Origin of the sequence: uncultured Devosia sp. (assembly GCF_964244875.1) — a bacterium.
Classification (GTDB): domain Bacteria; phylum Pseudomonadota; class Alphaproteobacteria; order Rhizobiales; family Devosiaceae; genus Devosia.
In genome coordinates this window covers 56,684-81,004 of the sequence record NZ_CAXTKA010000006.1, presented here as the reverse complement: position 1 = coordinate 81,004, position 24,321 = coordinate 56,684, and the positions used below count along the sequence as shown (strand labels likewise).

General features: G+C 64.0%; 29 protein-coding genes. 14 read left to right on the top strand and 15 right to left on the bottom strand.

The features are described 5' to 3' along the window. Nucleotides 1–9 precede the first annotated feature (9 nt). Complete coding sequence (locus ACFE8X_RS09125) at nucleotides 10–1,533, bottom strand: YifB family Mg chelatase-like AAA ATPase (protein WP_375451148.1); 1,524 nt, start codon at nucleotides 1,531–1,533, stop codon at nucleotides 10–12. A gap of 182 nt (nucleotides 1,534–1,715) precedes the next feature. On the opposite strand from ACFE8X_RS09125, the gene ACFE8X_RS09120 reads away from it, so the two are divergent. Next, nucleotides 1,716–2,555, top strand: a complete 840-nt coding sequence (locus ACFE8X_RS09120; protein WP_375451147.1) for a GH25 family lysozyme — start codon at nucleotides 1,716–1,718, stop codon at nucleotides 2,553–2,555. Nucleotides 2,556–2,662: 107 nt separating this feature from the next. Then, on the top strand, nucleotides 2,663–2,785 hold the full coding sequence (locus ACFE8X_RS09115; protein ID WP_375451146.1) for a hypothetical protein: 123 nt from the start codon (nucleotides 2,663–2,665) through the stop codon (nucleotides 2,783–2,785). Nucleotides 2,786–3,083: 298 nt separating this feature from the next. Here ACFE8X_RS09115 and ACFE8X_RS09110 read toward each other — a convergent pair whose 3' ends face one another. From ACFE8X_RS09110 to rph, 9 genes are all read right to left on the bottom strand, one after another. Next, entirely contained in the window at nucleotides 3,084–3,713 is a 630-nt protein-coding gene (locus ACFE8X_RS09110; protein ID WP_375451145.1) for a MarC family protein, read from the bottom strand. Nucleotides 3,714–4,186: 473 nt separating this feature from the next. After that, on the bottom strand, nucleotides 4,187–5,128 hold the full coding sequence (gshB, locus tag ACFE8X_RS09105) for a glutathione synthase (protein WP_375451144.1): 942 nt from the start codon (nucleotides 5,126–5,128) through the stop codon (nucleotides 4,187–4,189). A gap of 10 nt (nucleotides 5,129–5,138) precedes the next feature. Beyond that, nucleotides 5,139–5,525, bottom strand: a complete 387-nt coding sequence (locus ACFE8X_RS09100) for a YraN family protein (RefSeq protein ID WP_375451143.1) — start codon at nucleotides 5,523–5,525, stop codon at nucleotides 5,139–5,141. Next, nucleotides 5,494–6,381: a 16S rRNA (cytidine(1402)-2'-O)-methyltransferase gene (gene rsmI, locus ACFE8X_RS09095; RefSeq protein WP_375451142.1), complete on the bottom strand. Its 888-nt coding sequence runs from the start codon at nucleotides 6,379–6,381 to the stop codon at nucleotides 5,494–5,496. The genes ACFE8X_RS09100 and rsmI overlap by 32 nt, the downstream gene beginning before the upstream one ends. Nucleotides 6,382–6,399: 18 nt before the next feature. Beyond that, a complete protein-coding gene (locus ACFE8X_RS09090; RefSeq protein ID WP_375451141.1) occupies nucleotides 6,400–6,621 on the bottom strand; it encodes a hypothetical protein in 222 nt (73 codons plus the stop codon). Nucleotides 6,622–6,642: 21 nt separating this feature from the next. Next, nucleotides 6,643–7,803 (bottom strand): radical SAM family heme chaperone HemW, encoded by a 1,161-nt coding sequence (gene hemW, locus ACFE8X_RS09085; protein WP_375451140.1) that lies wholly within the window; start codon nucleotides 7,801–7,803, stop codon nucleotides 6,643–6,645. Between the two features lie 56 nt (nucleotides 7,804–7,859). Further along, a complete protein-coding gene (locus ACFE8X_RS09080) occupies nucleotides 7,860–8,507 on the bottom strand; it encodes a non-canonical purine NTP pyrophosphatase (protein WP_375451139.1) in 648 nt (215 codons plus the stop codon). Further along, complete coding sequence (locus tag ACFE8X_RS09075) at nucleotides 8,504–8,650, bottom strand: hypothetical protein (protein WP_375451138.1); 147 nt, start codon at nucleotides 8,648–8,650, stop codon at nucleotides 8,504–8,506. Before ACFE8X_RS09075 ends, ACFE8X_RS09080 begins: the two co-directional genes overlap by 4 nt. After that, nucleotides 8,647–9,363 carry a ribonuclease PH gene (gene rph / locus ACFE8X_RS09070; RefSeq protein ID WP_375451137.1) on the bottom strand — a complete coding sequence of 239 codons (717 nt, stop codon included), beginning with the start codon at nucleotides 9,361–9,363 and terminating at the stop codon, nucleotides 8,647–8,649. The genes ACFE8X_RS09075 and rph overlap by 4 nt, the downstream gene beginning before the upstream one ends. Before the next feature lie 148 nt (nucleotides 9,364–9,511). Between rph and hrcA the strand changes: the two genes are divergently transcribed. Further along, nucleotides 9,512–10,585: a heat-inducible transcriptional repressor HrcA gene (gene hrcA, locus ACFE8X_RS09065; RefSeq protein WP_375451136.1), complete on the top strand. Its 1,074-nt coding sequence runs from the start codon at nucleotides 9,512–9,514 to the stop codon at nucleotides 10,583–10,585. A gap of 95 nt (nucleotides 10,586–10,680) precedes the next feature. Continuing rightward, a complete protein-coding gene (gene grpE / locus ACFE8X_RS09060; RefSeq protein ID WP_375451267.1) occupies nucleotides 10,681–11,262 on the top strand; it encodes a nucleotide exchange factor GrpE in 582 nt (193 codons plus the stop codon). A gap of 3 nt (nucleotides 11,263–11,265) precedes the next feature. Here grpE and ACFE8X_RS09055 read toward each other — a convergent pair whose 3' ends face one another. Further along, nucleotides 11,266–11,904, bottom strand: a complete 639-nt coding sequence (locus ACFE8X_RS09055; RefSeq protein ID WP_375451135.1) for a nicotinamidase — start codon at nucleotides 11,902–11,904, stop codon at nucleotides 11,266–11,268. A gap of 570 nt (nucleotides 11,905–12,474) precedes the next feature. Here ACFE8X_RS09055 and dnaK point away from each other — a divergent pair. The 4 genes from dnaK to dnaJ all read left to right on the top strand — a co-directional run bounded on the left by dnaK (nucleotide 12,475) and on the right by dnaJ (nucleotide 18,064). Then, on the top strand, nucleotides 12,475–14,385 hold the full coding sequence (dnaK, locus tag ACFE8X_RS09050; protein ID WP_375451134.1) for a molecular chaperone DnaK: 1,911 nt from the start codon (nucleotides 12,475–12,477) through the stop codon (nucleotides 14,383–14,385). A 511-nt stretch (nucleotides 14,386–14,896) separates the two neighbouring features. Further along, entirely contained in the window at nucleotides 14,897–15,358 is a 462-nt protein-coding gene (locus tag ACFE8X_RS09045) for a hypothetical protein (RefSeq protein ID WP_375451133.1), read from the top strand. A 326-nt stretch (nucleotides 15,359–15,684) separates the two neighbouring features. Beyond that, nucleotides 15,685–16,734 carry an alpha/beta hydrolase gene (locus ACFE8X_RS09040; protein WP_375451132.1) on the top strand — a complete coding sequence of 350 codons (1,050 nt, stop codon included), beginning with the start codon at nucleotides 15,685–15,687 and terminating at the stop codon, nucleotides 16,732–16,734. Nucleotides 16,735–16,924: 190 nt separating this feature from the next. Beyond that, nucleotides 16,925–18,064, top strand: a complete 1,140-nt coding sequence (gene dnaJ, locus ACFE8X_RS09035; protein ID WP_375451131.1) for a molecular chaperone DnaJ — start codon at nucleotides 16,925–16,927, stop codon at nucleotides 18,062–18,064. A gap of 6 nt (nucleotides 18,065–18,070) precedes the next feature. On the opposite strand, the gene ACFE8X_RS09030 is transcribed toward dnaJ, so the two are convergent. After that, on the bottom strand, nucleotides 18,071–18,220 hold the full coding sequence (locus ACFE8X_RS09030; protein WP_375451130.1) for a DUF2256 domain-containing protein: 150 nt from the start codon (nucleotides 18,218–18,220) through the stop codon (nucleotides 18,071–18,073). Between the two features lie 94 nt (nucleotides 18,221–18,314). On the opposite strand from ACFE8X_RS09030, the gene ACFE8X_RS09025 reads away from it, so the two are divergent. From ACFE8X_RS09025 to pyrF, 3 genes are read left to right on the top strand one after another with little or no spacing between them, the layout of a single operon-like run. After that, nucleotides 18,315–18,860 carry an NADPH-dependent FMN reductase gene (locus tag ACFE8X_RS09025; protein WP_375451129.1) on the top strand — a complete coding sequence of 182 codons (546 nt, stop codon included), beginning with the start codon at nucleotides 18,315–18,317 and terminating at the stop codon, nucleotides 18,858–18,860. 6 nt (nucleotides 18,861–18,866) lie between these two features. Beyond that, nucleotides 18,867–19,523, top strand: coding sequence for a histidine phosphatase family protein (locus ACFE8X_RS09020; protein ID WP_375451128.1), 657 nt, complete (start codon nucleotides 18,867–18,869; stop codon nucleotides 19,521–19,523). A 27-nt stretch (nucleotides 19,524–19,550) separates the two neighbouring features. Continuing rightward, nucleotides 19,551–20,249, top strand: coding sequence for an orotidine-5'-phosphate decarboxylase (gene pyrF / locus ACFE8X_RS09015; protein WP_375451127.1), 699 nt, complete (start codon nucleotides 19,551–19,553; stop codon nucleotides 20,247–20,249). 43 nt (nucleotides 20,250–20,292) lie between these two features. Here pyrF and ACFE8X_RS09010 read toward each other — a convergent pair whose 3' ends face one another. Beyond that, the gene (locus tag ACFE8X_RS09010; protein WP_375451126.1) at nucleotides 20,293–20,643 is read right to left on the bottom strand and encodes a VOC family protein; all 351 of its coding nucleotides are present in this window, start codon (nucleotides 20,641–20,643) and stop codon (nucleotides 20,293–20,295) included. Between the two features lie 144 nt (nucleotides 20,644–20,787). Between ACFE8X_RS09010 and dapB the strand changes: the two genes are divergently transcribed. Genes dapB through ACFE8X_RS08995 form a run of 3 tightly spaced genes read left to right on the top strand, consistent with a single transcriptional unit; the run spans nucleotide 20,788 to nucleotide 22,696 of the window. Continuing rightward, nucleotides 20,788–21,627, top strand: a complete 840-nt coding sequence (gene dapB, locus ACFE8X_RS09005; RefSeq protein WP_375451125.1) for a 4-hydroxy-tetrahydrodipicolinate reductase — start codon at nucleotides 20,788–20,790, stop codon at nucleotides 21,625–21,627. Nucleotides 21,628–21,629: 2 nt separating this feature from the next. After that, nucleotides 21,630–22,085, top strand: coding sequence for an EVE domain-containing protein (locus ACFE8X_RS09000; RefSeq protein WP_375451124.1), 456 nt, complete (start codon nucleotides 21,630–21,632; stop codon nucleotides 22,083–22,085). Further along, on the top strand, nucleotides 22,082–22,696 hold the full coding sequence (locus ACFE8X_RS08995) for a 2,3-bisphosphoglycerate-dependent phosphoglycerate mutase (protein ID WP_375451123.1): 615 nt from the start codon (nucleotides 22,082–22,084) through the stop codon (nucleotides 22,694–22,696). Before ACFE8X_RS09000 ends, ACFE8X_RS08995 begins: the two co-directional genes overlap by 4 nt. A 175-nt stretch (nucleotides 22,697–22,871) precedes the next feature. Here the strand turns inward: ACFE8X_RS08995 and ACFE8X_RS08990 are convergent, their stop codons facing one another. After that, nucleotides 22,872–23,741, bottom strand: coding sequence for a methylated-DNA--[protein]-cysteine S-methyltransferase (locus tag ACFE8X_RS08990; protein ID WP_375451122.1), 870 nt, complete (start codon nucleotides 23,739–23,741; stop codon nucleotides 22,872–22,874). Between the two features lie 76 nt (nucleotides 23,742–23,817). Beyond that, nucleotides 23,818–24,294 (bottom strand): DUF2244 domain-containing protein, encoded by a 477-nt coding sequence (locus ACFE8X_RS08985; RefSeq protein ID WP_375451121.1) that lies wholly within the window; start codon nucleotides 24,292–24,294, stop codon nucleotides 23,818–23,820. Nucleotides 24,295–24,321: the final 27 nt, after the last annotated feature.

The following is a 24,321-nucleotide window of genomic DNA, read 5'->3' as shown; positions in this document are numbered from 1 at the left end:
CGACAGTTCTCAGGCAAGCGCCATGTTGACACGATAGCTGAGGGCTTCGGCGATATGAGGCCGCGCGACCTGTTCGGCGCCGGCCAAGTCCGCCAGCGTCCGGGCAACTTTGAGGACGCGGTGATAGGCGCGGGCCGATAGGGAAAACCGCTCGGCAGCCTGCAAGAGTAGCGCCTGGCTTTCGCGATCGGGATTGACCACGGCTTCGATCAGGCTCGCTCCGGCGGCGGCATTGGTGAAGATTCCCGGCGCTTCATGATCTAGGTAGCGCCGCCGCTGGCGCTCGCGGGCCAATTGCACGCGCTGGGCCACCGCCGAGGAGGGCTCGGCCGCGCCGCCCGAGGTCATCATATCGGCGGCGTTGACGGCCGGCACGTCGATGCGGATGTCGATGCGGTCGAGAAACGGGCCGGAAACCCGGGCCTGGTAGTCGCCGGCACAGGCCGCGCCCCGCTTGCAGGAATGACCCGGACTGCCGGCCATGCCGCATTTGCAGGGGTTCATCGCCGCGATCAGCTGGACGCGGGATGGATAGGACACGCGGGCATTGGCACGGGCAATGACGGTTTCCCCCGATTCCAGCGGCTGACGCAAGCTATCGAGCACCTGAGGCGCAAACTCGGGCAGCTCATCGAGGAACAGCACGCCATTGTGGGCCAGACTGACCTCGCCCGGCCGCACGCGCAGGCCCCCGCCGACCAGGGCGGCCATGGATGCAGAATGATGGGGCGCGCGAAATGGGCGTCGGTCGGAGAGGGCGCCGCCTGCCAGTTCGCCGGCGATCGACTGGATCATCGAAACGTCGAGCAGTTCGCGCGGGTTGAGCGGGGGCAGGATGGAGGGCAGGCGTGCCGCCAGCATGGATTTGCCGGCACCGGGCGGGCCGATCATCAGCATGTTATGGCCACCGGCAGCAGCGACTTCGAGCGCGCGGCGGGCGACTTGCTGGCCGCGCACTTCGCTGAGATCGGGCAAGGCGCCGTTGGGCAGGTAGCGCTTGGGGCTGGGCCGTGCGGCGAGCTGGTGGCCGGTCAGGTGATTGACCAGCGCCAGCAGGCTGTCGGCGGCGACGATATCGATATCTTCGCCCGCCCAAGCCGCTTCGGGGCCGGAAGCCGAGGGACAGATAATGCCCAGGTCGCGTCCATGGGCAGCGATGGCCGCAGGCAGCACGCCCTGCACATGGGCCAGGCGACCATCGAGGCCAAGCTCGCCCAATGCCAGAAATCCATCCAGCGCATCGCGGGGGATGGCGCCAATTTCGGCCATCAACGCCAAGGCAATGGGCAGGTCATAATGGCTGCCCTCCTTGGGCAGGTCGGCCGGGGCAAGATTGACGGTAATGCGCTTGGGCGGCAGCCCCAAACCAGAGGCGACAAGGGCCGCGCGAACCCGTTCGCTGGACTCCTTGACGGCTTTATCAGGCAAACCAACCATAAGAAACTTGGGCAGGCCGGGCGCGATCTGCACCTGAACGTCCACCGCCACGGCCTCGATGCCTAAAAACGCGACCGTCGCAACCCGCGCCACCATGCCCGTACCCCCATATTGCCGGAAAACTAGCAGAGCTCCGGGGCGCTAACAAGAACGTTTGGCGAACATCAGCCCAGCGATTAACCATGCCGGATGCGCCACTGGTTAAGACAAGCTTTCCTTAACCCGTCCATGTTGAATCGGAAGCCAAGTATCGCGTTTTAGATCGAGTATCGTCGCCCATGATTGCTGCCTGGTCCATTCCCTCGCCGCGGGCGATCCTCAAGAGCGTGGTCATCGCCGGGGTCATCGCCACGCTGGCGGCCTGTGCCAGCGGCGGCGGACTTTACGGCGCCATCGAGGGCGACAACCGGCCCCATGCCGGCGTCGACCGGGCGCGGGGCCTGCCCATTCAGGGCATCGACATCGCGCGCTACCAGTCCAATCCGGACCTGCACACAAGCTACGCCTCGGGCATCCACTTCGTGTTCATGAAGGCGACGGAGGGCAAGGACTACATCGATCCCAACTTCTCGGCGAACTGGAACCGGGCCCGCTCGGCGGGCATACCGCGCGGTGCCTATCACTTCATGACCTGGTGCTCGCTGGCTTCGGAACAGGCCGAATGGTTCACCCGCAATGTTCCCAATGACGCCGATGCACTGCCGCCGGTGCTGGATCTGGAATGGAACAACCATTCCAGCTGCAAGACCAAGCCCAATCGCGCTGATGCGCTGGAGAAAATCAGGGTGATGCTGGCGGCCATGGAGGCCCATACCGGCAAGCTGCCAATCATCTATACCGACATGAATTTCCATCGCGACGTGCTGGAAGGGGAATATTTCCCCAATGCCTTCTGGCTGCGCTCCACCGCAGCGGAACCCCATGAACGCTATCGCAACCGACCCTGGACATTCTGGCAATGGACGCAGACGGGCGTGGTGCGCGGCATTCGCGAGGAAGTGGATCGCAACGCGTTTTACGGCGACCAGAATGACTGGATCAATTTCCTGTTGACCGGGTGCGATCCACGCGCCGTATCGACGCTGGGCCCAACGGGGCGCTGCCGCATCCAAAAATAAATAGGGGCGATTTCCGCCCTCTGCTCGCTTGTCACTCCAATGCCAAAAGCATAGGTTTTTCTGGTGATTTGAAGGGCGCCACGGCCCGCAATGCGAGGACACGATAAATGGCCAAAGGTCAGATGAAGAGCAACAAGGAAGCCAAGAAGCCAAAAAAGGACAAGCTGGCCGCAACGACGAACGCGACCGGGTTGGGCGCGGGCAGCGCGGGCACCGTCAAGAAGAAGTAGGTCGCTTTGGCGCAGCCAACATGACGGTCGGCGCCTGCCGGCCGTTTTTCGCCGGGCTTATTGCAGTTGGATCGGCATCAGTATTTCGGAGCGGGCGGCAGTGGTGCCGGTGGCGGCCGTGGCCATGATGGCGACGATCAAAAGGGCGATGGCTGTCGCAAGGCGCATGGCATTTGGTTCCGATTGGATGGTCAATCAAGGGTAAACGCCTTGGCGCCGCTGCCGTCAATGGCAGCGTTAAAGCTTGATTAACATAACAATTTTAACAAATTGTGACCAGACAGGGTTTCGAGCGCGTTCAAGCCAGCAGACCGCTGGCCTTGATGCCGTCAAAGACGAACTGTACGGCGAGTGCTGCCAGCAGAATGCCGATGACGCGCGACACGACTGCCAAGCCCGTCACGCCAAGCAGCCGCTGGATCGGGATGGCCACCAGAAGCGTCAGCCAGGCCAGAGCCAGAATGATAACGATGGCGAGCAGGACGGCCCAGAATTCAAGGTCTGTGCTGGTGCCGGTGGTCAGCAAGATCACGGCGCTGATCGCGCCGGGGCCGGCCAAAAGGGGCATGGCGAGCGGAAAAACCGCGATGTCATCGCGGGAGCGCGCTTCCACCTCTTCCTCGTCGGTGATGTCGGTGCCCCCGGAATGGCGGGCAAACACCATGTCGATAGCGATCAGGAACAGCAACAGGCCGCCTGCGGTGCGCAGCGCCGGAATGGTGATGCCGAAGACGTCCAAGATGGGATTTCCCAGAACCGCGAACAGCAGCAGGATGACTCCGGCGATGATGACGCCGCGCGTGGCAAAGGCGAAGCGTTCCTTGGCACTGTTGCGCTTGGTGAGGGCCGCAAAGATGAACGCGATATCGGCCACGCCCACGGTGGCAAAGAGCGTCGCGAAGGCAACGAAGAATGTCGTTGTGGGCATAGGGTTATTCCGCCGGCCAACTGGTCGGTCGATCCAATGCCAAGCTGAGCCTGGCCGCTATGTTCTGCGACCGCATGCGTCGAGCTTGTTCAAGATCATCCAATTCGGTTTGGATCACGCTACTACCTGACGCCAAGTCTTGCTGGCTCAATCGACGCCATTCTCGGCATGCTGCACGCGGCATGACGACCATTTCCTTCCCGGCCGGCATAGTAGTGATTTGAACGCCCATTGTCGCTCCCCGGAATCCGTCGTCGTTTCGCACTTACCAATATAGATAGTCACAATCGTCTGGCGGCCTTGGCTAAATCGCACGCCATCCCGGCCTATTCGCAGCCGACAGCCAGGTTGCCCTGCAGTGCTTTTATATCACCACTGCCGGCAATTGCGTAAAGGTCGGTCCATCGGCAATCTGCTGCCGGATGGCCGACGGAAGGGCGTCCAACATCCTGGCGGCAGCGACCGTATTGCGCTCAGCCGCGCCGCTTCTCGATGGCGTTCCAGATCATCACGGCGATGTCCGGGCCGCCGAAGCGCTTGATTTCGCGGATGCCGGTGGGGGAGGTGACGTTGATTTCGGTCAGGTAATCGCCGATCACGTCGATGCCCACGAAGATCATGTCCCGCTCCTTGAGCGCCGGGGCGATCGCCGCACAAATTTCCAGGTCGCGCGCGGTCAGCTCGGAGATTTCCGGGCGGCCGCCGGCATGCATGTTGGAGCGCGCTTCGCCATCGGCGGGGACCCGGTTGAGGCCGGCTACGGGCTCGCCATCGATGATGATGATGCGCTTGTCGCCCTTGCGCACGTCGGGCAGGTAGCGCTGGATCATGAACGGTTCGCGATAATTGCTTTCAAACAGCTCGAGCAGGGAAGCCAGATTGTGGTCGCCCTCCTGGATGAAGAACACGCCGGCACCGCCATTGCCGTAGAGCGGCTTGACGATGATGTTGCCGTGCTCCTGGCGGAAAGCATGGATCATTTCGCGGTCACGCGTCACCAGCGTCGGCGGCATCAGTTCGGGGAAGTCGGTGACGAGGATTTTTTCAGGCGCGTTGCGCACCGCAGCGGGCGGATTGACCACGAGGGTCTGGGGGTGGATGCGGTCGAGCAGGTGGGTCAGCGTGATATAGTTCATGTCGAAGGGCGGGTCCTGGCGCATCAGCACCACGTCCTGGGTGGACAGATCGATGCGGGTTGCTTCGCCGAGGGTGAAGTGTTCGCCCTTAGGTTTATCGAGGACGGTAATGGGGGCAGCCAGCGCCGAAACGGTGTCGCCGCGCAGGGCCAGGGTATCGGGGGTGTAGTGCAGCAATGCATGGCCGCGGGCTTGCGCCTCGAGCATCATGGCGAAGGTAGAGTCGCCGCGCGGATTGATGGTGGCGACATGGTCCATCTGGACGGCGACTTTGAGCATTGTTGGGTCCTCAGGAGGCGTCGAACGCGTTCACCACATGACGCGGCCAGCAACGGGGCGCAAGGAAAATCACGTCGAAACGGAAGGGCGTTTCTGCCTGGGTCGGATGCTTGGCAAGCCAATAGTGCGCAGCGCGGGAGATGCGCGCGGTGTTGACGGCTTCGAGTGCCTCCGCTTCCCCGATGACATGGCCGCGAGCCTTGACCTCGACGAAGACGGTGGTGCCGAAACGCTCCGCGATGAGGTCGATCTCGCCGACCGGAGTTTTGTAGCGCGTGGCGATGATGCGGTACAATTGCAGGCGCAGGAACCAGGCCGCGAGAGCTTCGCTGCGATGGCCGCCAAGCTGGGCGGCGATACGCTTGCTACTTTTCGGCTTTGAGGGCGAGGGCGGCATCGTAGACCTGTTTACGCTTGAGGCCGTATAGGGCGGTGATGGCATCGACGGCGACGCGGGTGGGCTGGGTGGCAAGGGTGGCAGCCAGGGCCGCGGTCCAGTCATCCTCGTCCGGCGCGGCGGCTTCGGGGTCACCGGCAACGACTATAACGGCTTCACCCTTGGTTGGCGCATCGGAAAATTCAGCAGCGAGAACGGCCAGCGTGCCGCGATGGACGCGCTCGAAGCGCTTGGTCAGTTCGAGGGCGACTGCGCAGGGTCGCTCGGGGCCGAAGGCCAGGGTCATGGCGGCAAGAGTGTCGTCGAGGCGGCGGGGACTTTCATAGAACACCAGTGTTTCACGTGAATCTGCCAGCGCCTTGAGGGCATTAGCGCGGGCCCCGGCCTTGGCGGGCAAAAAGCCATGAAAGGTGAAAGCGTCGGTGGGCAAGCCGGCAACAACCAGCGCCGACAGCAGCGCGGAAGGGCCGGGAATGGCGAAGACGGGCAGGCCGGCTTCGGCCAGCGCCCGGATCAGGGGAAAGCCCGGATCGGACAGCAAGGGCGTGCCGGCGTCCGAGATCAAGGCGAAGGTCTGGCCAGAAGCGATGCGGGCGACGATGTCATCGGACTTGGCGCGTTCGTTGTGTTCATGCAGCGCGATACGGCGACCCTTGATGCCGTAATGATCGAGCAGGCGGGCCGACAGGCGCGTGTCCTCGCACAGGATCGCGTCGGCGGCAGCAAGGGTTTCAAGCGCTCGGATGGTAATATCGCGCAAATTGCCGATGGGCGTGGCCACGACATAGAGGCCGGGGGCCAGAGGGGGCGCGGGGAAGGGGTGGCCGGCAATGAAGTAGGAGGGGGCGGTGTACATAGGGCAGACCTAGCACGGTCAGGATTTGTCGTCACATTCCGCATCAACCGGCGTGGCTGCAAGCGGACCCGATGCCGTCTCCTGACTTCGGGCCCGGTCAACGCCAAGGTTGAACGCGGCACCATTGAGACATTGCCTGGCATGGGGATCGTTCATCTCGGCGGCGCGCGCATGTAACCACGTTATGGCGAGACGAATTCCGTCGCGCTTGCTACGCTCATATTCATCCATCCTGGTCATGCAAGGTCCCCCACCCGCAAGCTAGGCCGCCAAATCCGCCACCACAGCGTCCAGCACCGGCCAGCCGCGATCGGTCACGCGGATATTGCCGTTGGGCAGGGTTTCAACGAACCCATAGCCCTTGAGATCGTCGATCTGGCGCTGGTTGATCTTGCGACCGCTGAGGGCCGTGAAGCGAGAAGGCGAGATGCCCTCGCGCAGGCGCAGGCCCATGACAAGGAATTCGTCGCCCTGTTCTTCCCAGGTCAGCACGTCGTCGGTAACGAGGCCATGGCCGGTGGAAACGACTTTTTTCTGCCAGTCGAACGGCAGGCGTTCGGTGGCCGTGGCGTGACGCTGATTGTTGATCAGCAGCCGCCCGTGGGCACCGGGGCCGATGCCGGCATATTCGCCATAGCGCCAATACAAAAGGTTATGCTCGCTTTCCTGGCCGGGGCGGGCATGGTTGGAGATTTCGTACGCGGGCATGCCGGCAGCGGCCGTCAGTTCCTGGGTCAGTTCGTAAAAGTCGGCAGCCAGGTCTTCGCCGGGCATGACCAGCTTTCCCGCCTGGTGCAGGTCGAAGTAGCGGGTGCCCTGCTCGATGGTGAGCTGGTAGAGCGAGATATGGCCCTTGGCCAGCCAAAGCGCCTCCTTGAGCTCGTCTTCCCAGTCGTCCAGCGTCTGGTGCGGACGGGCATAGATCAGATCGAAGCTGGAGCGCTCGAACACCGACTGGGCGATGCGCACGGCAGCGACGGCTTCCTCGACACTGTGACGACGGCCCAGATCGGCGAGGGGCTGGGGGCGCAGCGACTGTACGCCCAGCGAGACACGATTGACGCCAGCAGAACGAAAACCCCGGAACCGCTCGACCTCGACGCTGGTGGGATTGGCTTCGAGCGTGATTTCGGCCTTGGGCTCGACGGTCCAGTGCCGGGCGACCGCATCGATGATCTGCTTGACGGCCCAGGGGCTCATCAGCGAGGGCGTGCCGCCGCCAAAGAAGATGGATTGCACGACCCGGCCGGGCGCAAGGCTGGCGGCATGGGCGATTTCGCGTTCATAGGCGGCAACATAGCCCTGTTCGTCGAAGGGGCCACGATGGACGTGCGAATTGAAATCGCAATAGGGGCATTTGCTGGCGCAGAACGGCCAGTGGACATAGACGCCGAAGAGATCATTGGACTTTTCAAGCGCCATGATCGGCTCCGAACGCCGGCGACCACTGTTCGCTACCGCGGACCTGCCGTTCGGGATCAAGTCGGGTCAATGACAGCCTCCACGAACTTGGCGAAGGCCCGAGCGCGATGGGAGAGACCGGTTTGGCCAGGTGTCCAGGAATGCTTGGCTTGCGCGGCCATCTGCCCAAAGGTGACATCGTAGCCCGAGGGCATGAACATGGGATCAAACCCGTGTCCCCGTTCGCCACGCGGCGGCCAGACCAGAACGCCATCAATCCGGCCCTCAAACAGGCAGTCGCGCCCATCTGGGTGGGCAAGGCACAGCGTGGCCATGAAATGAGCCTTGCGCCGGGACGGCGAGGTGGCATTGGCCGCCTGCAAGGCATCCTCGACACGCTTCATGCCATGGGCGAAATCCTTGTCGGGGCCAGCCCAGTTGGCGGTATAGACGCCGGGATCGCCGCCCAAGGCATCGACACAGAGGCCCGAATCATCGCTAAGCGCCATCATGCCGGAGCCTTGGGCCGCGGCATGGGCCTTAATGCGGGCGTTCTGGGCAAAGGTAGTGCCGGTTTCCTCAGGCTCGGGCAGGTCGAGTTCGGCGGCAGACATCAGTTCGAGGCCAAAGGGCTCGAACAGCTCCTGAAATTCCACCAGCTTGCCCTTGTTGTGGGAAGCCAGGACCAGACGATCGCCATCGCGCAGCTTGAGGGCAGTGCTCATTTGGCGTTCTTTGGCTTGGCATCGAGGGCACGGACCACATCGTGCCAGATGGCGCAGGCCTCCGGGGAGGGCACGCGCGGCTCGTTCTGCTGGCGGGTGGCGGGCCGTGCGGCCGGTTTTTTCTTGAACAGCCAGCCCATCATGGCAAAAGCGCCGTCTGTTGCAGCAGGGTCAATTCGCCAATGCCCTGCTCGGCCAAGGTCATGAGGTTGTTGAGTTCGTCGCGGCTGAACGGGACCTGTTCGGCGGTGCCCTGGATTTCGACATACTGACCCGAGCCGGTCAGCACGAAATTGGCGTCGGTGTGCGCCTCGACGTCTTCGAGATAATCGAGATCGAGCACCGGCGTGCCGCGATAGATGCCGCAGGAGACCGCGGCAACCGAATCGCGCAGCGCCTTGCCCTTGGTCAGCTTGCGCTCGTCCATCCAGGCGATGGCATCGGCCAGGGCGATATAGGCGCCGGTGATCGAAGCAGTGCGGGTGCCGCCATCGGCTTCGAGCACGTCGCAATCCACGGTGATCTGGTTTTCGCCCAATGCGGTCATGTCGACCACGGCGCGCAAGGAGCGGCCGATCAGGCGCTGGATTTCCTGAGTGCGGCCGGATTGCTTGCCGGCGGTGGCTTCGCGACGATTGCGCGAGCCGGTGGCGCGGGGCAGCATGCCGTATTCGGCGGTGACCCAGCCCTGGCCCTTACCGCGCAGCCAGCCGGGCAGGCTGGTTTCGACGCTGGCGGTGACCAGAACCTTGGTATTGCCGAATTGCACGAGGCAGGACCCCTCGGCCTTTTGCGAGACGCCGCGCTCGATGGTGACGGCGCGCATCTGGTTGGGCTCACGTCCGGAAGGCCGCATGGGCAAATCAGTCTCTGATGGTTAGTAAAACGTTAACCTGCCTCATACCGCCCCAGCAAGCCGCTCACAAGCGGCTGCGGCTTGGCGGGAGGCTGCAATGCGCTTAAATGATGGGGCAGGGTTAAACGGAAGATTTTACGAAAAACATATGGCCAAGCCCCCCGAAGACTTTCTCGCGGTGCTCAATGCCCGCAGCCAGGACATTTTTCGCAAGATCGTCGAGCGCTATCTGGATACCGGCATGCCGGTGGGCTCACGCGATCTAAGCCGAATGCTGCAGGTGGGATTGTCGCCGGCGTCGGTGCGCAATGTGATGGCGGACCTTGAGGATTTGGGGCTGATCGCGGCGCCGCATACGTCGGCCGGTCGGGCGCCGACGCAGGAAGGCTTGCGGTTTTTCGTCGATGCCATGCTCGAAGTGGGTTCGGTGAACGAAACCGAGCGCAGCCAGATCGCAAAATCCATCGAAGGACAGCATCGCGGCCAGGTGGAGGACGTGCTGACCGAGGCCAGCCAACTCCTGAGCGGGCTCAGCCAAGGAGCTGGCGTGGTCATCGCCGCCAAGTCCGACATGGTGCTGCGGCATATCGAATTCGTGCGGCTCGATGCCAGCCGCGCCATGGCCATCATGGTCGGGCAGGACGGGCAGGTGGAAAACCGCATCATGGAAACCCCGCCGGGGTTGACGGCGAGCGCCCTGACGCAGGCAGGCAACTACCTGGCCCATCACGTGGTGGGCCGCACCATTGCCGAAGCCCGCAAGGTTTTGGCCGAGCAGCGGGCGGAGCAGCGGGCCGAGCTTGATGAGTTGACGCAAAAGCTGGTGGATGCCGGGATTGCCACGCTGAGCCAGGCGTCGGCCACCAGCCAGCCTACGGTGATCGTGCGTGGCCGGGCCAATCTGATCAATGACGCGATGGCGAGCGATGAATTGCTGCGCATGCGGCAATTGTTCGACGAACTGGAAAGCAAGGATGGCTTGCTGGACTTGCTGGGTGACGCCGAAAAGGCCCAAGGTGTGCGGATTTTCATCGGCTCAGAAAACAAGCTGTTTTCGCTTTCGGGCTCGTCGGTGATCCTGAGCCCCTATAAGGACGCCAATGACAAGGTGGTGGGGGTGCTGGGGGTGATCGGGCCGACACGATTGAACTATGCGCGCATCGTGCCCGTTGTGGATTACACCGCGCATGTGATCAGCGCGATGATAGCGCGCAAGCGGTAAGGCCGCGGCCGTCTAGATTGCGGGACGGCTTGAAAAAACCGGCGCTTTGGCCGATATGCGGGTCAAATCCAGTTAAGATGTGGAACGCTAGAATGATGAGCGACGAAAACGCCTCGCAGGACGATGCGCCCGAGATCGAAATTTTGGCCGGCGAGCCGGAAGTCGATCCGTCGGAGGCCCTGCGGGCCGAGAATGCCGAGCTCAAGGACCGGGTGCTGCGCACCATTGCCGAGATGGAAAATCTGCGCAAGCGGACGGAACGCGAGGTCGCGGATACGCGCTCCTACGCCATCGCCGGGTTTGCGCGCGACATGCTGAGCGCCACCGACGCCTTGAGCCGGGCGCTGCTGGTGTTGCCGGCAGAGGCGCGCTTGTCGGGCGATGCAACGACCAAGTCCCTGATCGATGGCATTGAAATGACCGAGCGCGAAATGCAGCGGCTGCTGGCCAAGCATGGCGTCAAGCAGATCGAGGCGGAAGGGCAGAAGTTCGACCCGCACAAGCATCAGGCAATGTTCGAAGTGCCCGATCCGAGCCGTCCCGAGGGCACGGTGGTGCAGGTGGTGCAGGCCGGATTTGCCATCGGCGAGCGGGTGTTGCGGCCGGCAATGGTCGGTGTCGCCAAGGGCGGACCGAGCCATGCTCCGGCCGAAGAGGCGATCGACAAGAGCGTTTAAGGCCTACGCCGCTAAAATATCGTTTGATTGCAGCCGGTTAATACCGGCTGTCGTCATATTTGCCCAGGCGCGATGCATCGAGCCGTTGGTGTCAATGCCGCGGGTGGCATCTTCGATGACGGCGGTTTGCAGGCCGGCGGATTGGGCGTCGAGGGCGGTCCAGCCGACGCAGAAATCGGTGGCGACGCCGGTCACGAAGACCCGGTCGATGGCGCGTTCCTTGAGATAGCCGGCAAGGCCGGTATGGGTCTTGCGGTCGGCCTCCTGGAAGCCGGAATAGCTGTCGACGTCGCGATTGTAGCCCTTGCGGATAATGAGCTGGGCGTGGGGAATGACGATTTCCGCAGAAATTTCAGCGCCATGGGTGCCCCAAAGGCAGTGATCGGGCCACAAGACCTGGGGGCCGTAGGAGAGCTCGATCGTCTCGAACGGCTGCCTGCCGGGGTGGCTAGAAGCCAGCGAGACATGGCCGGGCGGGTGCCAGTCCTGGGTGAGGACGACGTTGGCGAAGCGCGTGGCCAGGGCGTTGATCAGCGGGATGATGTGGTCGGCACCGGGTGCGCCGAGCGGGCCGCCAGGCAGGAAATCATATTGCATGTCGACCACGATCAGGACGTCGTTGGCACCGATATCGATGGTCATGTTGTTGAAATCCTTGGAAATTATATTTGCTCCACGGGGCAGGCAGACGGCCGCGCGCGGGAAGACGGCCCGTGGGTCGCACGCGCGCCGTTACGCTGATCATTTGGCGGCTTTGGTTAACATAGCGTTACCGTTGAGTGTAGCAAATGACGGTGAAAACAACATGTCGCGGACGCCAAACGGCATGGCAAAGAATACCCTTTTGAGCAGGGTGCCCTGGTATTGGTGGGCGGAGATGACGCCGCCTATGCCGAGGTAGGCATGGCCGGCTTTGAGCGCGCGCCAGTGGCCGGCAACAGCCGTCCTTGCGGTGGGCCCCAAGCCGCCCTACGATCGGCCGCCGGCTTGGCGAATCGCGGCATGGCCGGGCGCTGGCGGGTCGCGGTCATGTTGCAGGGCAAAGCCGCTTTAAGGCCGTTTGCGCGCTTGAAGCCAAAGGGCGACCCCCCTATATAGCCTGCAAGCCCAGCGATGGGCACATTTTTGTTGCAAAGGAACCCGGCCCAACGGCCACGAAGCTGCTTCGGAAGAAGGGTTTCACCACGGGTTTGCTGAGAGAGAGGCAGAGTTATGGCTAAAGTTATCGGTATCGACCTCGGGACCACCAATAGCTGCGTTGCGGTGATGGACGGGTCGAACCCCAAAGTGATCGAGAACGCCGAAGGCGCGCGCACCACGCCCTCGATGGTGGCCTTTTCCAAGGATGGCGAACGCCTTGTGGGCCAGCCGGCCAAGCGGCAGGCGGTGACCAATCCCGAAGGCACGCTGTTTGCGGTCAAGCGCCTGATCGGGCGCCGCTACGACGACAAGGTGGTGGGCAAGGACAAGAACCTGGTCCCGTTCAAAATCGTCGCCGCCGACAATGGCGATGCGTGGGTGGAAGCCTCGGGCGACAAGTATTCGCCCTCGCAGGTTTCGGCCATGATCCTGCAAAAGATGAAGGAAACCGCCGAATCCTATCTCGGAGAGACCGTGACGCAAGCCGTTATCACCGTGCCGGCCTATTTCAACGATTCGCAGCGCCAGGCGACCAAGGATGCCGGCAAGATCGCGGGCCTTGAGGTGCTTCGCATCATCAACGAGCCGACCGCGGCCGCCCTGGCCTATGGGCTGGACAAGAAAAACTCAGGCACCATCGCGGTCTATGACCTTGGCGGCGGCACCTTCGACGTGTCGGTGCTGGAAATCGGCGACGGCGTGTTCGAGGTGAAGTCCACCAATGGCGACACGTTCCTGGGCGGTGAAGACTTCGACATGCGCCTGGTCGACTACTTTGCCGACGAGTTCAAGAAAGAGCAGGGCATTGATCTCCGCTCCGACAAGCTGGCGCTGCAGCGGCTAAAGGAAGCGGCGGAAAAGGCCAAGATCGAGCTGTCCAGCTCGACCCAGACCGAAATCAACCTGCCCTTCATCACCGCCGACGCATCGGGCCCCAAGCATCTGACGCTCAAGCTCAGCCGGTCGAAGTTCGAATCGCTGGTGGATGACCTGATCAACAAGACCATCGAGCCGTGCAAGCAGGCCATGAAGGATGCGGGGCTGACCGCGGCGCAGATCGACGAAGTGGTGCTGGTGGGCGGCATGAGCCGCATGCCAAAAGTGCAGGAAGTGGTCAAGCAGCTGTTCGGCAAGGAGCCGCACAAGGGCGTCAATCCGGACGAAGTGGTGGCGCTGGGCGCCGCGATCCAGGCCGGCGTGCTGCAGGGCGACGTCAAGGACGTGCTGCTGCTCGACGTGACGCCGTTGAGCCTGGGCATCGAGACGCTGGGGGGCGTGTTCACCCGCCTGATCGATCGCAATACGACGATTCCGACCAAGAAGTCGCAGACCTTCTCGACCGCGGAAGACTCGCAGTCGGCGGTGACGATCCGGGTGTTCCAGGGCGAGCGCGAAATGGCGGCCAACAACAAGCTGCTGGGCAATTTCGACCTGGCCGGCATTCCGCCGGCGCCGCGCGGCGTGCCGCAGATCGAGGTCACCTTCGATATCGATGCCAATGGCATCGTCAATGTCTCGGCCAAGGACAAGGGCACCGGCAAGGAGCAGGTGATCCGCATCCAGGCTTCGGGCGGCCTCAGCGACGCCGACATCGAAAAGATGGTGCAGGAAGCCGAGCAGAACGCCGAGGCCGACAAGAGCAAGCGCGAGGCCGTCGAAGCCAAGAACCAGGGCGAATCGCTGATCCATTCGACCGAAAAGTCGCTCAAGGAATATGCCGACAAGGTTTCGGCAGAGGACAAGAGCGCGATCGAAACCGCCATTGCCGATCTCAAGGCGGTGATCGAAGGCGACGATGGCGAAGCGATCCGCCAAAAGACCGATGCGCTGGCGCAGGCCTCGATGAAGCTGGGCGAGGCCATGTACAAGGCCTCGCAGGCGGAAGCCGAAGCCAAGGCCAATGGCACCGAGGATGATGAGGACGACGATGTCGTCGATGCCGACTTCGAAGAGGTCAAGGACGACGACAAAAAGTCGGCGTAAGGCTGGTTTGGATTGCGATCAGGGGGTCCGGTGAAAGCCGGGCCCTTTTTTGTTGTGGTGTGGGACTTTGGGGCAGCATTGGTCGGGGGCAGAAAGGGGCAATTGCTTAGTGATGATGAGAGCCAAGAATGGGTTCACGCTTTCGCGGCATGACGTTGCGGGTGGTTGGGGAATTGGTGCAGGGACAGAACGAAATTCAAGGAGAGGATGGGTGGGTGCGGGGGCCGCGATATCGGGGCCGGGATACCCCCACCTTGATCCTCCCCCTGGTAGGGGGAGGGATCGACTGAGGCATTTGGGCAGGAGGCTTGGTTATCGGCGATAGGCCTTCTGCCTGAAGCAAGGTGGGGGTAGGGGAGCCTGAATATTGGTGCTCAGATACTCCCACCTTGATCCTTCCACTGGGAGGAAGAGGGGTCAACTGCGAGGCTGTGTTCTGTTTGGCTCAGTTCAGCAATTGAGCATTTTGCCCCACATTCGCTATTGCCAACGCGATGTGCTATGGTGACGCATGAACATTCCAGATCCAAAAACCTTCACCGATCCTGAAAAACTGCGCAAGCTGATGGCCAATGCCGTCCGCCTCGGTTATCCCGATCTCGTTTTCAACTGCCAGTTGCGCATTGCCGAACTCGTGGGAGCGACCCACGAAAAAGGCCTGGAGCGCGAGTTCTGGACCGCGCTGAGCGCGGCCGAGGAATTTGCGACGGCGGCCAAGGGCAAGACGGCGCGGCTGACCAAGATCCGGGCCAAGCACAAGCGGGTGGGCGCCCAGCAGGTGCTGGCGGATTGGGCCATGGAGGCCGAGGTTTCCGAGGGCTTTGCGACGCTGGCCGAGCATGGACGGGCCGACTTGAGCGGCGAGGCCATCGTGATGCGCAATGAAGAGCTGTTCAGCGTCGATGCGGTCAATGCAATGCGCAAGAAGCTGATGGACCACAATGTCAGCGCCGAGGCGGTGGAAGCGGCGTAAAGGGCAATTTTGCCGCTTAGCCATTCGAGCGTCGCTCTCATGGCTTGGGCCGTCCAAATTGCTCCGCCAAAGCAATTGGCGCGCAGCGCGACACCGCGGGGTTTCACGTGAATCAGGACCATGCCCGGGAGCGATCCCGGGTTTTTGTTGCCGGCGCACTCTGTCAGGACGGTGACAAATCCAGAAATGAGCCAGATTGGGCCCCATTGTGGACCCATTGCGGGGTTCGAAGGGAAGGCTGCCGCTGCGGCGGTCGGGCCGGTCCTAGCGTTGCATGACCAGCCAGTTTTGTTGCGCTGTGCAAGCGCCTGGTCGCGAGGCCCATGATGAGCGAATTTTCCAGCGCCGCCGATATGGGCGGTATTGGCCGGCTGGCCGAGCTGATCAATGGCGATCCGATGGAGCGGCTCGACGCGGACATGCGGCACGTGCTCGACGCGATGACCGAACTGGGCGCGCGTCCCCTGGAAATGGGCAGCCCGCTGGCGGCCCGGCGGCAGCCACGACTGACCGACGCGATTGCGGCAATCCTGGCGCGGCAGGGACGGGCGCCGGGCGAAGACGGCGTTGGCACCGAGCCGATCGCCATTGCCGGCGCCGAGGGCGAACTGGCGGGCCGCGTCTATCGGCCGGCGGGCCTGTTGAGCCGGCTCAATCCGATGATCCTGTATTTTCATGGCGGGGGCTTTGTCACCGGCGACCTCGACAGCCATGATGCCTCGGCACGGGCCCTGGCGCGGCGAACCGGGGCGATCGTGATATCGGCCGATTATCGGCTCGGACCCGAGCATACGTTTCCGGCCGCCCATGAGGACGCCTATGCCAGCTGGCGCTGGCTGGTCGGCGCGGCGCGCGAGCTGGGTGGCGATCCGCGCCGCCTGGCCATTGCCGGGGAGGATGCCGGCGCCAACCTGGCGATGAACGTGGCGTTGCGGGCGCGGGACGCGCATCTGACGCAGCCGATCCACCAGGTGCTGATCCATCCAATCGCGGGCAGCGACATGAGCCGGCCCTCCTATGGCGAAGCGCTGCGGGCCCGCCCGATCGGCATGCCGGCGATGCAATGGCGGATGCGCCACGCGCTGGACAATCGCGAGCAGATGGACGATGCGCGGTTCAATCTGGCCGGCCGGGACGATCTGGCCGGCGTGGCGCCGGCAACGATCATCCTAGCGGAAATCGATCCGCTGCGCTCGGAGGGCGAAGCCTTGGCCGAGGCGCTGGACGGAGCAGGCGTCGCCAGCACAGGCACCGTGTTCGAGGGGGTGACGCAGGGCTTTTTCGGGCTCGGCCTGATCGTGACCAAGGCGCTGTTCGCCCAATCAGAGGCAGCCGAGGCCTTGAGCCGGGCGTTCGGGCCGGGACGCAAGAGCTGACAACCCGGTGGCTCGGCAAGCCACCGGAGCGGCGGGGGCGCGGCCGATCGATGCCAAGAGAATTTGCTTGCCCTTGCGACGGGCAGGGTTGATTGCCATCTAGGGATGGGATTTACACACAGGCGCCGATGTTGGCGCGGCCGGCCGGGTCGCGACGCGCGGCGCCGGCATGGCTTGCGGAGAAGAATTCTTGGCCAAACGTGATTTCTATGAGGTGCTCGGCGTCGTCAAGGGCGCCGACGACGCGGCGCTCAAGAGTGCCTATCGCAAGCTCGCCATGCAGCACCATCCCGACCGTAACCCCGGCAATGCCGATGCGGAAGCCAAGTTCAAGGAATTGAGCGAGGCCTATGATACGCTCAAGGACGGCCAGAAGCGCGCCGCCTATGACCGGTTCGGGCATGCCGCGTTCGACAATGGCGGACGTGGGCAGGGCGCGGGGTTCGGGCCCGAATTTTCCTCCTCGATGTCCGATATCTTCGACGACATCTTTGGCGACTTCATGGGCGGGCGCCGGGGTGGCGGGGCCGCCGGCGGCAGCGCGGGCAAGCTGCGCGGCAGCGACCTGCGCTATAATCTGGACGTGTCGCTGGAAGAGAGCTTTGCCGGCCAGACGGTGGAAATCGACGTGCCGACGCTGGTCGCCTGCGACACGTGCGACGGCAACGGGGCCAAGCCGGGGACTGGAACGCATACCTGCCGGCAATGCAACGGGCATGGCAAGGTGCGCGCGGCGCAGGGGTTTTTCACCATCGAGCGGACCTGCCCGGTATGCCAGGGGCGCGGGCAGATGATGGACCAGCCCTGCACCGATTGCGGTGGCCAGGGACGGCGCCAGGAAAACCGCAAGCTGTCAGTGGATATTCCCAAGGGTATCGAGGACGGCACGCGCATCCGGCTGGCCAATGAGGGCGAGGCTGGACTGCGGGGCGGCCCGCCGGGCGATCTTTATATCTTCATCTCGATCCGGCCGCACGATCTGTTCCAGCGCGACGGGGCCGATCTTTACGCAAGGGTGCCGATCGCCATGGCGACGGCGGCATTGGGGGGCGAGTTCGAAGTGCCCACGCTCGATGCCATGCGGGCCAAGGTCAAGGTGGCGGCGGGCACCCAGCCGGGACAGCGGGTGCGGCTCAAGGGCAAGGGCATGCCGGTGCTGCGCAGCAAGGACACGGGCGATCTTTATGTGCAGCTCGATATCGAGACGCCGCAGAACCTGAGCCGCAAGCAGCGCGAGTTGCTGGAGGAATTCCAGCGGCTGACGACCAGGGAGACCAATCCGACCTCGGATGGGTTCTTTGCCAAGCTCAAGACGATGTTCGGGGCATAGCGGCCCTCAGGCTCCGGCCTTGCCCTTGCGGCAGCGGTCGGAGCAATAGACCACCTGATCCCAGTCCCGGGCCCATTTCTTGCGCCAGCCGAATTGCAGGCCGCAGACCGGGCAGGTCTTGCTGGGCAATTGGGCTTTGCGGATCATCTTGGGCATGGCTGGCACTATCGCGTTGTGAAACGGGCTCGATTATGGCCTTGTCGCGCAGCGTTGGTACGGGCACAGTCGGGCCCATGCAGGACCAAGCCCCATGAGCACCGCCTTAACCCTGTCGGGTTCGATCCGCAAGGGATCGCTCAATCAGCAATTGCAAGAGCATGTCGGCCGGCAGTTGCAGGCGGCCGGCGTGGCGGTGACGGCGATCAGCCTTCGCGATTTTCCCATGCCGATCTTTGACGAGGACATGGAGAGCGACCAGGTGCCCGAAGCGGCGGGGCGCCTGGCGGCGCTGTTTGGCAGCCACGATATCGTCTTTTGGGCCAGCCCCGAATACAATGGGGGGGTGACGCCGCTGACGGTCAACACCATCGCCTGGCTCAGCCGGCAGAAGCCCAGCCCGTTCCGGCATGCCGTGTTCGGGATCGGCGGGGTGAGTTCGGGCAAATACGGGACGATCTTCGCGCTGAGCCATCTGCGCGACTCGCTGAGCAAGCTCGGCGCGCTGGTGGTGCCGACGCTTCTGGGGATCGGGCCGGCCGCGGAGGCGCTGGACGGGGCGGGCAACCCGCTCGAGCCGGCGATCATCAGCAAGGTCGAGACGATGGTGCATGAACTGACCCATTGCAGGCGGGGCTAGGTTTTCATGCGCGCACTCTATCTCACCCATCCGCAGGTGCAGATCGATCCCGACGTGCCGGTGCCGCAATGGGGGCTTTCCGCCATTGGCCGCACGCGCGCCGAGGCGTTTGCAGCGCGCGCGTTAATCCCGGCGGGTGCCGCGCTGTTCGCGAGCGCGGAGCACAAGGCGGTGGAACTGGCAGCGATCATCGGCCAGCGCATCGGGAGCGTGGCGCGGCTGGACCGGGAGATGGGCGAAAACGACCGGTCGGCGACGGGGTTCCTGCCACCGGAGCGGTTCGAAGCCACGGCGGACCGGTTCTTTGCCCATCCATTGGAAAGCATCGAGGGCTGGGAACGGGCGTTCGACGCGCAGGCGCGCATCGTGGCAGCGGTGACACGGGCCATGGCGGCGGCGGAGCCAGCGCCGCTTGTGGTGTTCTGCGGCCATGGGGCGGTGGGCACGCTGCTCAAATGCTATCTGGGCGGCTGGGCCATCGCGCGCTCGGAGGACCAGAGCCGGATCGGGGATCCGGGCGGCGGCAATGGCTTCGCGTTCGATCTGGAGGGGCGCAGGCTCCATTGCGACTGGACGCCCCTCGAGGCGCTCACGGCCGAACTGGTCACCGGTTCGCTTCCGCTATCTAAGGGTGTTGTCTCTCAGGGTCCGTCGTGCGAGTGAAGGCCGATCAAGCGGGAGAATCAGGCCATGGCCGGACAGCTGATCGTTGGCCTCGATGTTTCCTCGCGCGCGGTGGCGGAGGCGATCGTTGTGGCGCTGGGCGACGACGTGCAGTGCTACAAGATCGGCTACCAGTGTTTTTACGGTGCCGATGGCTATGGCCTGGGCCGGGACCTGATCGCGGCGGGCAAGCAGGTGTTCTTTGATCTCAAGCTGCTCGATATCGACAATACGGTGGAACAAGGCGTGGCAGCGATCGCGGCGACGGGGGCGGCGATGCTGACGGTGCATGCCTATCCCAAGACCATGCGGGCGGCGGCCAAGGCGGCGGCCGGGTCCGGATTGATGGTGCTGGGCGTGACGGTTCTGACCTCGATGGACGATGCCGACGTCAAGGAAGCGGGGTATCAGCGCGATGCGGCGGGGCTTGTCGCCCTGCGGGCGCAACAGGCGCGCGACGCGGGCATCGGCGGCGTCGTGGTTTCGGCGCATGAGGCGGAAATGGTGCGCACCATCCTGGGGCCGAAGCCGGCGATCGTGACGCCGGGCATCCGGCCGGCCGGGGCCGCCCATGGCGACCAGAAGCGGGTGATGAGCCCGGCCGAGGCGCTGGCAGCGGGGGCGTCGCACCTGGTGGTGGGGCGGCCGATCATCGCCGCGGACGATCCGGCGGCAGCGGCGCGCGGGATTTTGGCGGAGATGGCAGGCGGGCTGCGGGTAGCTTGACCGGCTTCACCTCTCCCCCAAGAGGAGAGGTGAAAAGAAGCGCCTAATAGGTATTCTTGAGCGGCTGGGTGAAGATCAGCTGGTTGCCGTCGGGATCGCGGTAGATGGCGGTCTTGACGTAATCGCCGATGCGCTTGCTGACCGGGGATATGCCCTGGGTTTCGAGCGCCGCGACATGGGTGCCCAGATCATCGACGATCAGGGTGACCGAGGAGGCGCCGGCGCGGTCGGCATCGGTCGAGACATGCACCCACCCGCCGGTGGAGAATTTCCACTCGGCCACATCGGCCATCGGCCGTGCATCGGCGGTGCGCCCGAACACACGTTCATACCAGGGCAGGGCCGCGGCAAGGTCATCCACGGCGATGCCGGCAAGGGCATTGGTGATGGTCATGGGCAATCCTTCACAGCTCCAACATATGCAAGTCTAGCACGGCATGACTGGTTCCTCGTATCGGCAATGCGGCTTGGTGTTGGCGTTTGCCGGAGGCGCTGGTACAAGCCCGAAATCATCGTGGTGATTGCTGGAGGCTTTTGCATGGCCGATCTCAAGGTCGTCGTCGCCGGGGCGGGCGGGCGCATGGGCGCGGCCAATATCCGCGCCGTGGCGGCGCTGACGGGCCTTGCGGTTCATGGCGCGGTGGCCGGAAGGGGCCTGGCGCTGCATGCCGCGCTCGACCGGCCGGAGAGCCCCGCCTTAGGGCAGGATGCCGGCCTGTTCGCCGGCATCGGCGCACTGGGCGTGCGCATCACCGACGATCTGGAGGGCGCGCTCGAGGGCGCCGACGCGGTCATCGATTTTACCGCGCCGGCCGCCAGCGTGGCGATGGCGCAGCGCGCGGCCGAGCGGGGCCTGATCCACGTGATCGGCACGACCGGGTGCACCGCGGAGGACGATGCGGCGATCGCTGCGGCCGGTGTGGCAGGAGCGCGGATCGTCAAATCGGGCAATTTTTCGATGGGCGTCACGGTGCTGGCGAGCCTGGTGCGGCAGGCCGCGGCGATCCTGGCGCAATACGATGTCGAAATCCTGGAGATGCATCACGGCAAAAAGGTCGATGCGCCTTCGGGCACGGCATTGCTGCTGGGCGAAGCGGCGGCGGCGGGGCGGCAGATTGCACTGGCCCGGCATGCGGTGCGGGTGCGGGACGGCCATACCGGGCCACGGGCGCAGGGCAGTATCGGCTTTGCCAGCCTGCGCGGGGGCACGGTGGTGGGCGATCACAGCGTGATCCTGGCCGGGCCGTCGGAGCGGATCGAGCTCAATCATCGGGCCGAAGACCGGGGGATTTTTGCCCATGGCGCCGCCCGGGCGGCCTCGTGGGCCAAGGACCGGACGCCAGGGCTGTATTCGATGGCCGACGTGCTGGGGCTTTGAGCATGAGCGCGTCGAACTACTGGATCGGCGTAGCGGCGCGAGCCCATGTGATGGTTGGCGTCGAGCAGGGCTTGGTGATGTTCGCGCATGGCCAGCACAGCGCTGTCAAACGGGTACAGCCGGGCGACTGGTTCGCCTATTATTCGCCGACGCAAACGCTGGGCGTTGCCGATACCGTCCGGCGCTTCACAGCTATCGGGCAGGTCCTGCCCGGAGAGCCGGTGGCGATGCAGATGAGCGCTGACGCCACTGGGTGGCGCCGCGCCGCGCGGTTTTTCAGCGCGCAGGAAGCCGATATCTATTTGCTCCTGCCGCAGCTTTCCTTCGTGACCAACCCCGTCCATTGGGGCATGTATTTCCGCAAATCGCTGTTCAAGATCGGGGTGGCGGATTTTCGCTGCATCGCCGAAGCGATGGGCGTGGGCGAACACTGCAACGAACCGGAGACTTTGTTATGAGCGGCACCCTGATCCTCGTGCGCCACGGGGAAAGCGACTGGAACCTCAAGAACCTGTTTACCGGCTGGCGCAATCCGGACCTGACGGAAAAAGGCATCGGGGAGGCGCGGGCCACCGGGGTCAAGCTGCGCGACAAGGGCTATGTGCCGGAGGTTTATTTTACCTCCAACCTGCGCCGGGCCCAGCATACGCTGGACCTGATGCTGGAGGAGATGGGCATTACCGAGGTGACGATCACCCGCTCGATCAAGCTCAACGAGCGCGATTATGGCGACCTGACCGGGCTCAACAAGGACGATGCGCGGGCCAAATGGGGCGAAGAGCAGGTGCTGATCTGGCGCCGCTCGTTCGACGTGCCGCCGCCCGGCGGGGAGAGCCTCAAGGATACCGCGGCGCGCACACTGCCCTATTACGACAGCGCGATCGTGCCCCAGCTCAAGGCGGGCAAGACCGTGCTGGTGGCGGCGCATGGCAATTCGCTGCGCTCGATCGTGATGGCCGTAGAGGGGTTGACGCCCGAGCAGATCCTCAAGCGCGAACTGGCGACGGGGGAGCCGGTGGTGTACCGGATCGGCGCGCAGGGTGCGTCAGAGGGGCGGGTGGAGATTTAGGGTTTTTACCGCTCCTTCGGGGGAGAAGGGAAGAGGGGTGAGGGGTGAGGGGGCCTTCGGCAAACACTTCACCCAGTAAAGGCCCGCTCACCCGATCCAAGAGGGTCGACCTTTTCCTCAGGGAGAGGTGAAAGGAAGGATCGCCGGCCGGCGTTTCACGTGAATCCCGGCGCGCTCAATGCGCCGCTGAAATGACGCCGGCTTCCCAGCCGAGAATGGCGCGTTTGCGGGGGACGCCCCAGTGGTAGCCGGTGAGGGCGCCGGAGGTGCCGACGACGCGGTGGCAGGGGACGACGAAGGAAATGGGGTTCTTGCCGACGGCGGCGCCGACGGCGCGGGAGGCGGTGGGGCGGCCGATATGGTTGGCAACGCCGGCATAGGTGGCGGCGTGGCCCAAGGGAATCTTGAGGAGGGTTTCCCAGACCTTGACCTCGAAATCGGTGCCGATGAGGACGATGCGCACCGGACGGTCGGCGGACCATTGGCCCGGATCGAAGGCCTGGGCAATCAGGGGCGCCAGGCGCGCGTCATCGCGGGTGAAGCGCGCATTGGGCCAGCGCTGGGCCAGGTCCAGAAAGGCCGCCTCGATGCTGACGCCATCGCCGGCAAAGCCGAGGCCGGACATGCCGTATTCGGTGGCAGTGGCGACGGCGGTGCCGAAGGGGGACGGCGCAACGCCCCAGACCATGTCGAGCCCGGCGCCGCCGGCGCGGAAAATGCCCGGCGGCATGGCCTCATAGGTCACGAACAGGTCATGCAGGCGCGAGGTCGAGGACAGGCCCACCGCGTAGGTGGTGTCGAGCACGCTTTGCCGGTTGCGCAGCAAGAACTTGGCATGATCGAGCGCCACGGCCTGGGCAAAGGATTTGGGGCTGAGGCCGCACCAGTTGCGAAACAGATCGGTCAATTGCCGCTCGGTTCGGCCCAGGGCCCGGGCAAAGCGGGGCAGATCGAGCATGTCCGGTCCGTGCTCGCTCAGATAGCGGATGGCGGCCTGGATGGTCTCGTAGTCGGCCTGGGGCGGCGCGGTCATCATCTGGTTCATTGGAGCATCCATGCGCTGATCATGGGGATGGTCTAAAGGCGAACGCAAGACGGTGCGACCCGGTTTTAACCACAGATCAGGCGCGTGCCTTGCGCAAGGCGGTGCCGAAGGCCTTGGCGAGGCTGGCCTTGTCATCCTGGGTCAGGAAAGCGCCGATCTCGGTTTCGCCCTTGGCGGTGCGCAGCTTGAGGGCGGTGGTGCGTTCGTTGAAATCGCGATCGATCACCAGCCGCACGGTGCGCGGGACGAGCTGGGTGCGGGCCTGGGCCCCCTTGGCATCTGTGGTGACCAGTTCGAGCCGGTCCGACCACAGGGTCAATTGCTCGCGGCGCTTTTCGCGGCGCATCGCCACATACAGTGCCAGGGCGATGGCCAGGACGTCGAGGCCCATGAAGCCCACGACCGGCCAAGCGCCGAGCAGGAAGAAGATGACGCCGGGAAAAGCCGCCAGGGCGGCCACCAGAAGCACCACCAGCCGCATGCCGCGCGGCGTCAATGACCGGTGGGGCGTCAGTTCAGCCGCAAACAGCGGCGCGGTGGTTGTGGCTTGCATGGGCATGGCTCTCCTCTTCAGTATAGG

What these genes read in the sequence shown, in the direction of transcription:
- pyrF (WP_375451127.1), top strand. Translation starts at nt 19,551, where the DNA reads ATGGCCGGACAGCTGATCGTTGGCCTCGATGTTTCCTCGCGCGCGGTG.
- dapB (WP_375451125.1), top strand. Translation starts at nt 20,788, where the DNA reads ATGGCCGATCTCAAGGTCGTCGTCGCCGGGGCGGGCGGGCGCATGGGC.
- hemW (WP_375451140.1), bottom strand. Translation starts at nt 7,803, where the DNA reads ATGGCGCTTGAAAAGTCCAATGATCTCTTCGGCGTCTATGTCCACTGG.
- grpE (WP_375451267.1), top strand. Translation starts at nt 10,681, where the DNA reads ATGAGCGACGAAAACGCCTCGCAGGACGATGCGCCCGAGATCGAAATT.
- gshB (WP_375451144.1), bottom strand. Translation starts at nt 5,128, where the DNA reads ATGCTCAAAGTCGCCGTCCAGATGGACCATGTCGCCACCATCAATCCG.
- dnaK (WP_375451134.1), top strand. Translation starts at nt 12,475, where the DNA reads ATGGCTAAAGTTATCGGTATCGACCTCGGGACCACCAATAGCTGCGTT.
- ACFE8X_RS09055 (WP_375451135.1), bottom strand. Translation starts at nt 11,904, where the DNA reads ATGACCATCGATATCGGTGCCAACGACGTCCTGATCGTGGTCGACATG.
- rsmI (WP_375451142.1), bottom strand. Translation starts at nt 6,381, where the DNA reads ATGTACACCGCCCCCTCCTACTTCATTGCCGGCCACCCCTTCCCCGCG.
- ACFE8X_RS08985 (WP_375451121.1), bottom strand. Translation starts at nt 24,294, where the DNA reads ATGCAAGCCACAACCACCGCGCCGCTGTTTGCGGCTGAACTGACGCCC.
- ACFE8X_RS09100 (WP_375451143.1), bottom strand. Translation starts at nt 5,525, where the DNA reads ATGCCGCCCTCGCCCTCAAAGCCGAAAAGTAGCAAGCGTATCGCCGCC.
- ACFE8X_RS09125 (WP_375451148.1), bottom strand. Translation starts at nt 1,533, where the DNA reads ATGGTGGCGCGGGTTGCGACGGTCGCGTTTTTAGGCATCGAGGCCGTG.
- ACFE8X_RS09045 (WP_375451133.1), top strand. Translation starts at nt 14,897, where the DNA reads ATGAACATTCCAGATCCAAAAACCTTCACCGATCCTGAAAAACTGCGC.
- ACFE8X_RS09090 (WP_375451141.1), bottom strand. Translation starts at nt 6,621, where the DNA reads ATGACCAGGATGGATGAATATGAGCGTAGCAAGCGCGACGGAATTCGT.
- rph (WP_375451137.1), bottom strand. Translation starts at nt 9,363, where the DNA reads ATGCGGCCTTCCGGACGTGAGCCCAACCAGATGCGCGCCGTCACCATC.
- ACFE8X_RS09020 (WP_375451128.1), top strand. Translation starts at nt 18,867, where the DNA reads ATGCGCGCACTCTATCTCACCCATCCGCAGGTGCAGATCGATCCCGAC.
- ACFE8X_RS09030 (WP_375451130.1), bottom strand. Translation starts at nt 18,220, where the DNA reads ATGCCCAAGATGATCCGCAAAGCCCAATTGCCCAGCAAGACCTGCCCG.
- ACFE8X_RS09010 (WP_375451126.1), bottom strand. Translation starts at nt 20,643, where the DNA reads ATGACCATCACCAATGCCCTTGCCGGCATCGCCGTGGATGACCTTGCC.
- ACFE8X_RS09075 (WP_375451138.1), bottom strand. Translation starts at nt 8,650, where the DNA reads ATGATGGGCTGGCTGTTCAAGAAAAAACCGGCCGCACGGCCCGCCACC.
- ACFE8X_RS09040 (WP_375451132.1), top strand. Translation starts at nt 15,685, where the DNA reads ATGAGCGAATTTTCCAGCGCCGCCGATATGGGCGGTATTGGCCGGCTG.
- ACFE8X_RS09120 (WP_375451147.1), top strand. Translation starts at nt 1,716, where the DNA reads ATGATTGCTGCCTGGTCCATTCCCTCGCCGCGGGCGATCCTCAAGAGC.
- ACFE8X_RS08990 (WP_375451122.1), bottom strand. Translation starts at nt 23,741, where the DNA reads ATGAACCAGATGATGACCGCGCCGCCCCAGGCCGACTACGAGACCATC.
- ACFE8X_RS09080 (WP_375451139.1), bottom strand. Translation starts at nt 8,507, where the DNA reads ATGAGCACTGCCCTCAAGCTGCGCGATGGCGATCGTCTGGTCCTGGCT.
- hrcA (WP_375451136.1), top strand. Translation starts at nt 9,512, where the DNA reads ATGGCCAAGCCCCCCGAAGACTTTCTCGCGGTGCTCAATGCCCGCAGC.
- ACFE8X_RS09115 (WP_375451146.1), top strand. Translation starts at nt 2,663, where the DNA reads ATGGCCAAAGGTCAGATGAAGAGCAACAAGGAAGCCAAGAAGCCAAAA.
- ACFE8X_RS09000 (WP_375451124.1), top strand. Translation starts at nt 21,630, where the DNA reads ATGAGCGCGTCGAACTACTGGATCGGCGTAGCGGCGCGAGCCCATGTG.
- ACFE8X_RS09110 (WP_375451145.1), bottom strand. Translation starts at nt 3,713, where the DNA reads ATGCCCACAACGACATTCTTCGTTGCCTTCGCGACGCTCTTTGCCACC.
- ACFE8X_RS09025 (WP_375451129.1), top strand. Translation starts at nt 18,315, where the DNA reads ATGAGCACCGCCTTAACCCTGTCGGGTTCGATCCGCAAGGGATCGCTC.
- ACFE8X_RS08995 (WP_375451123.1), top strand. Translation starts at nt 22,082, where the DNA reads ATGAGCGGCACCCTGATCCTCGTGCGCCACGGGGAAAGCGACTGGAAC.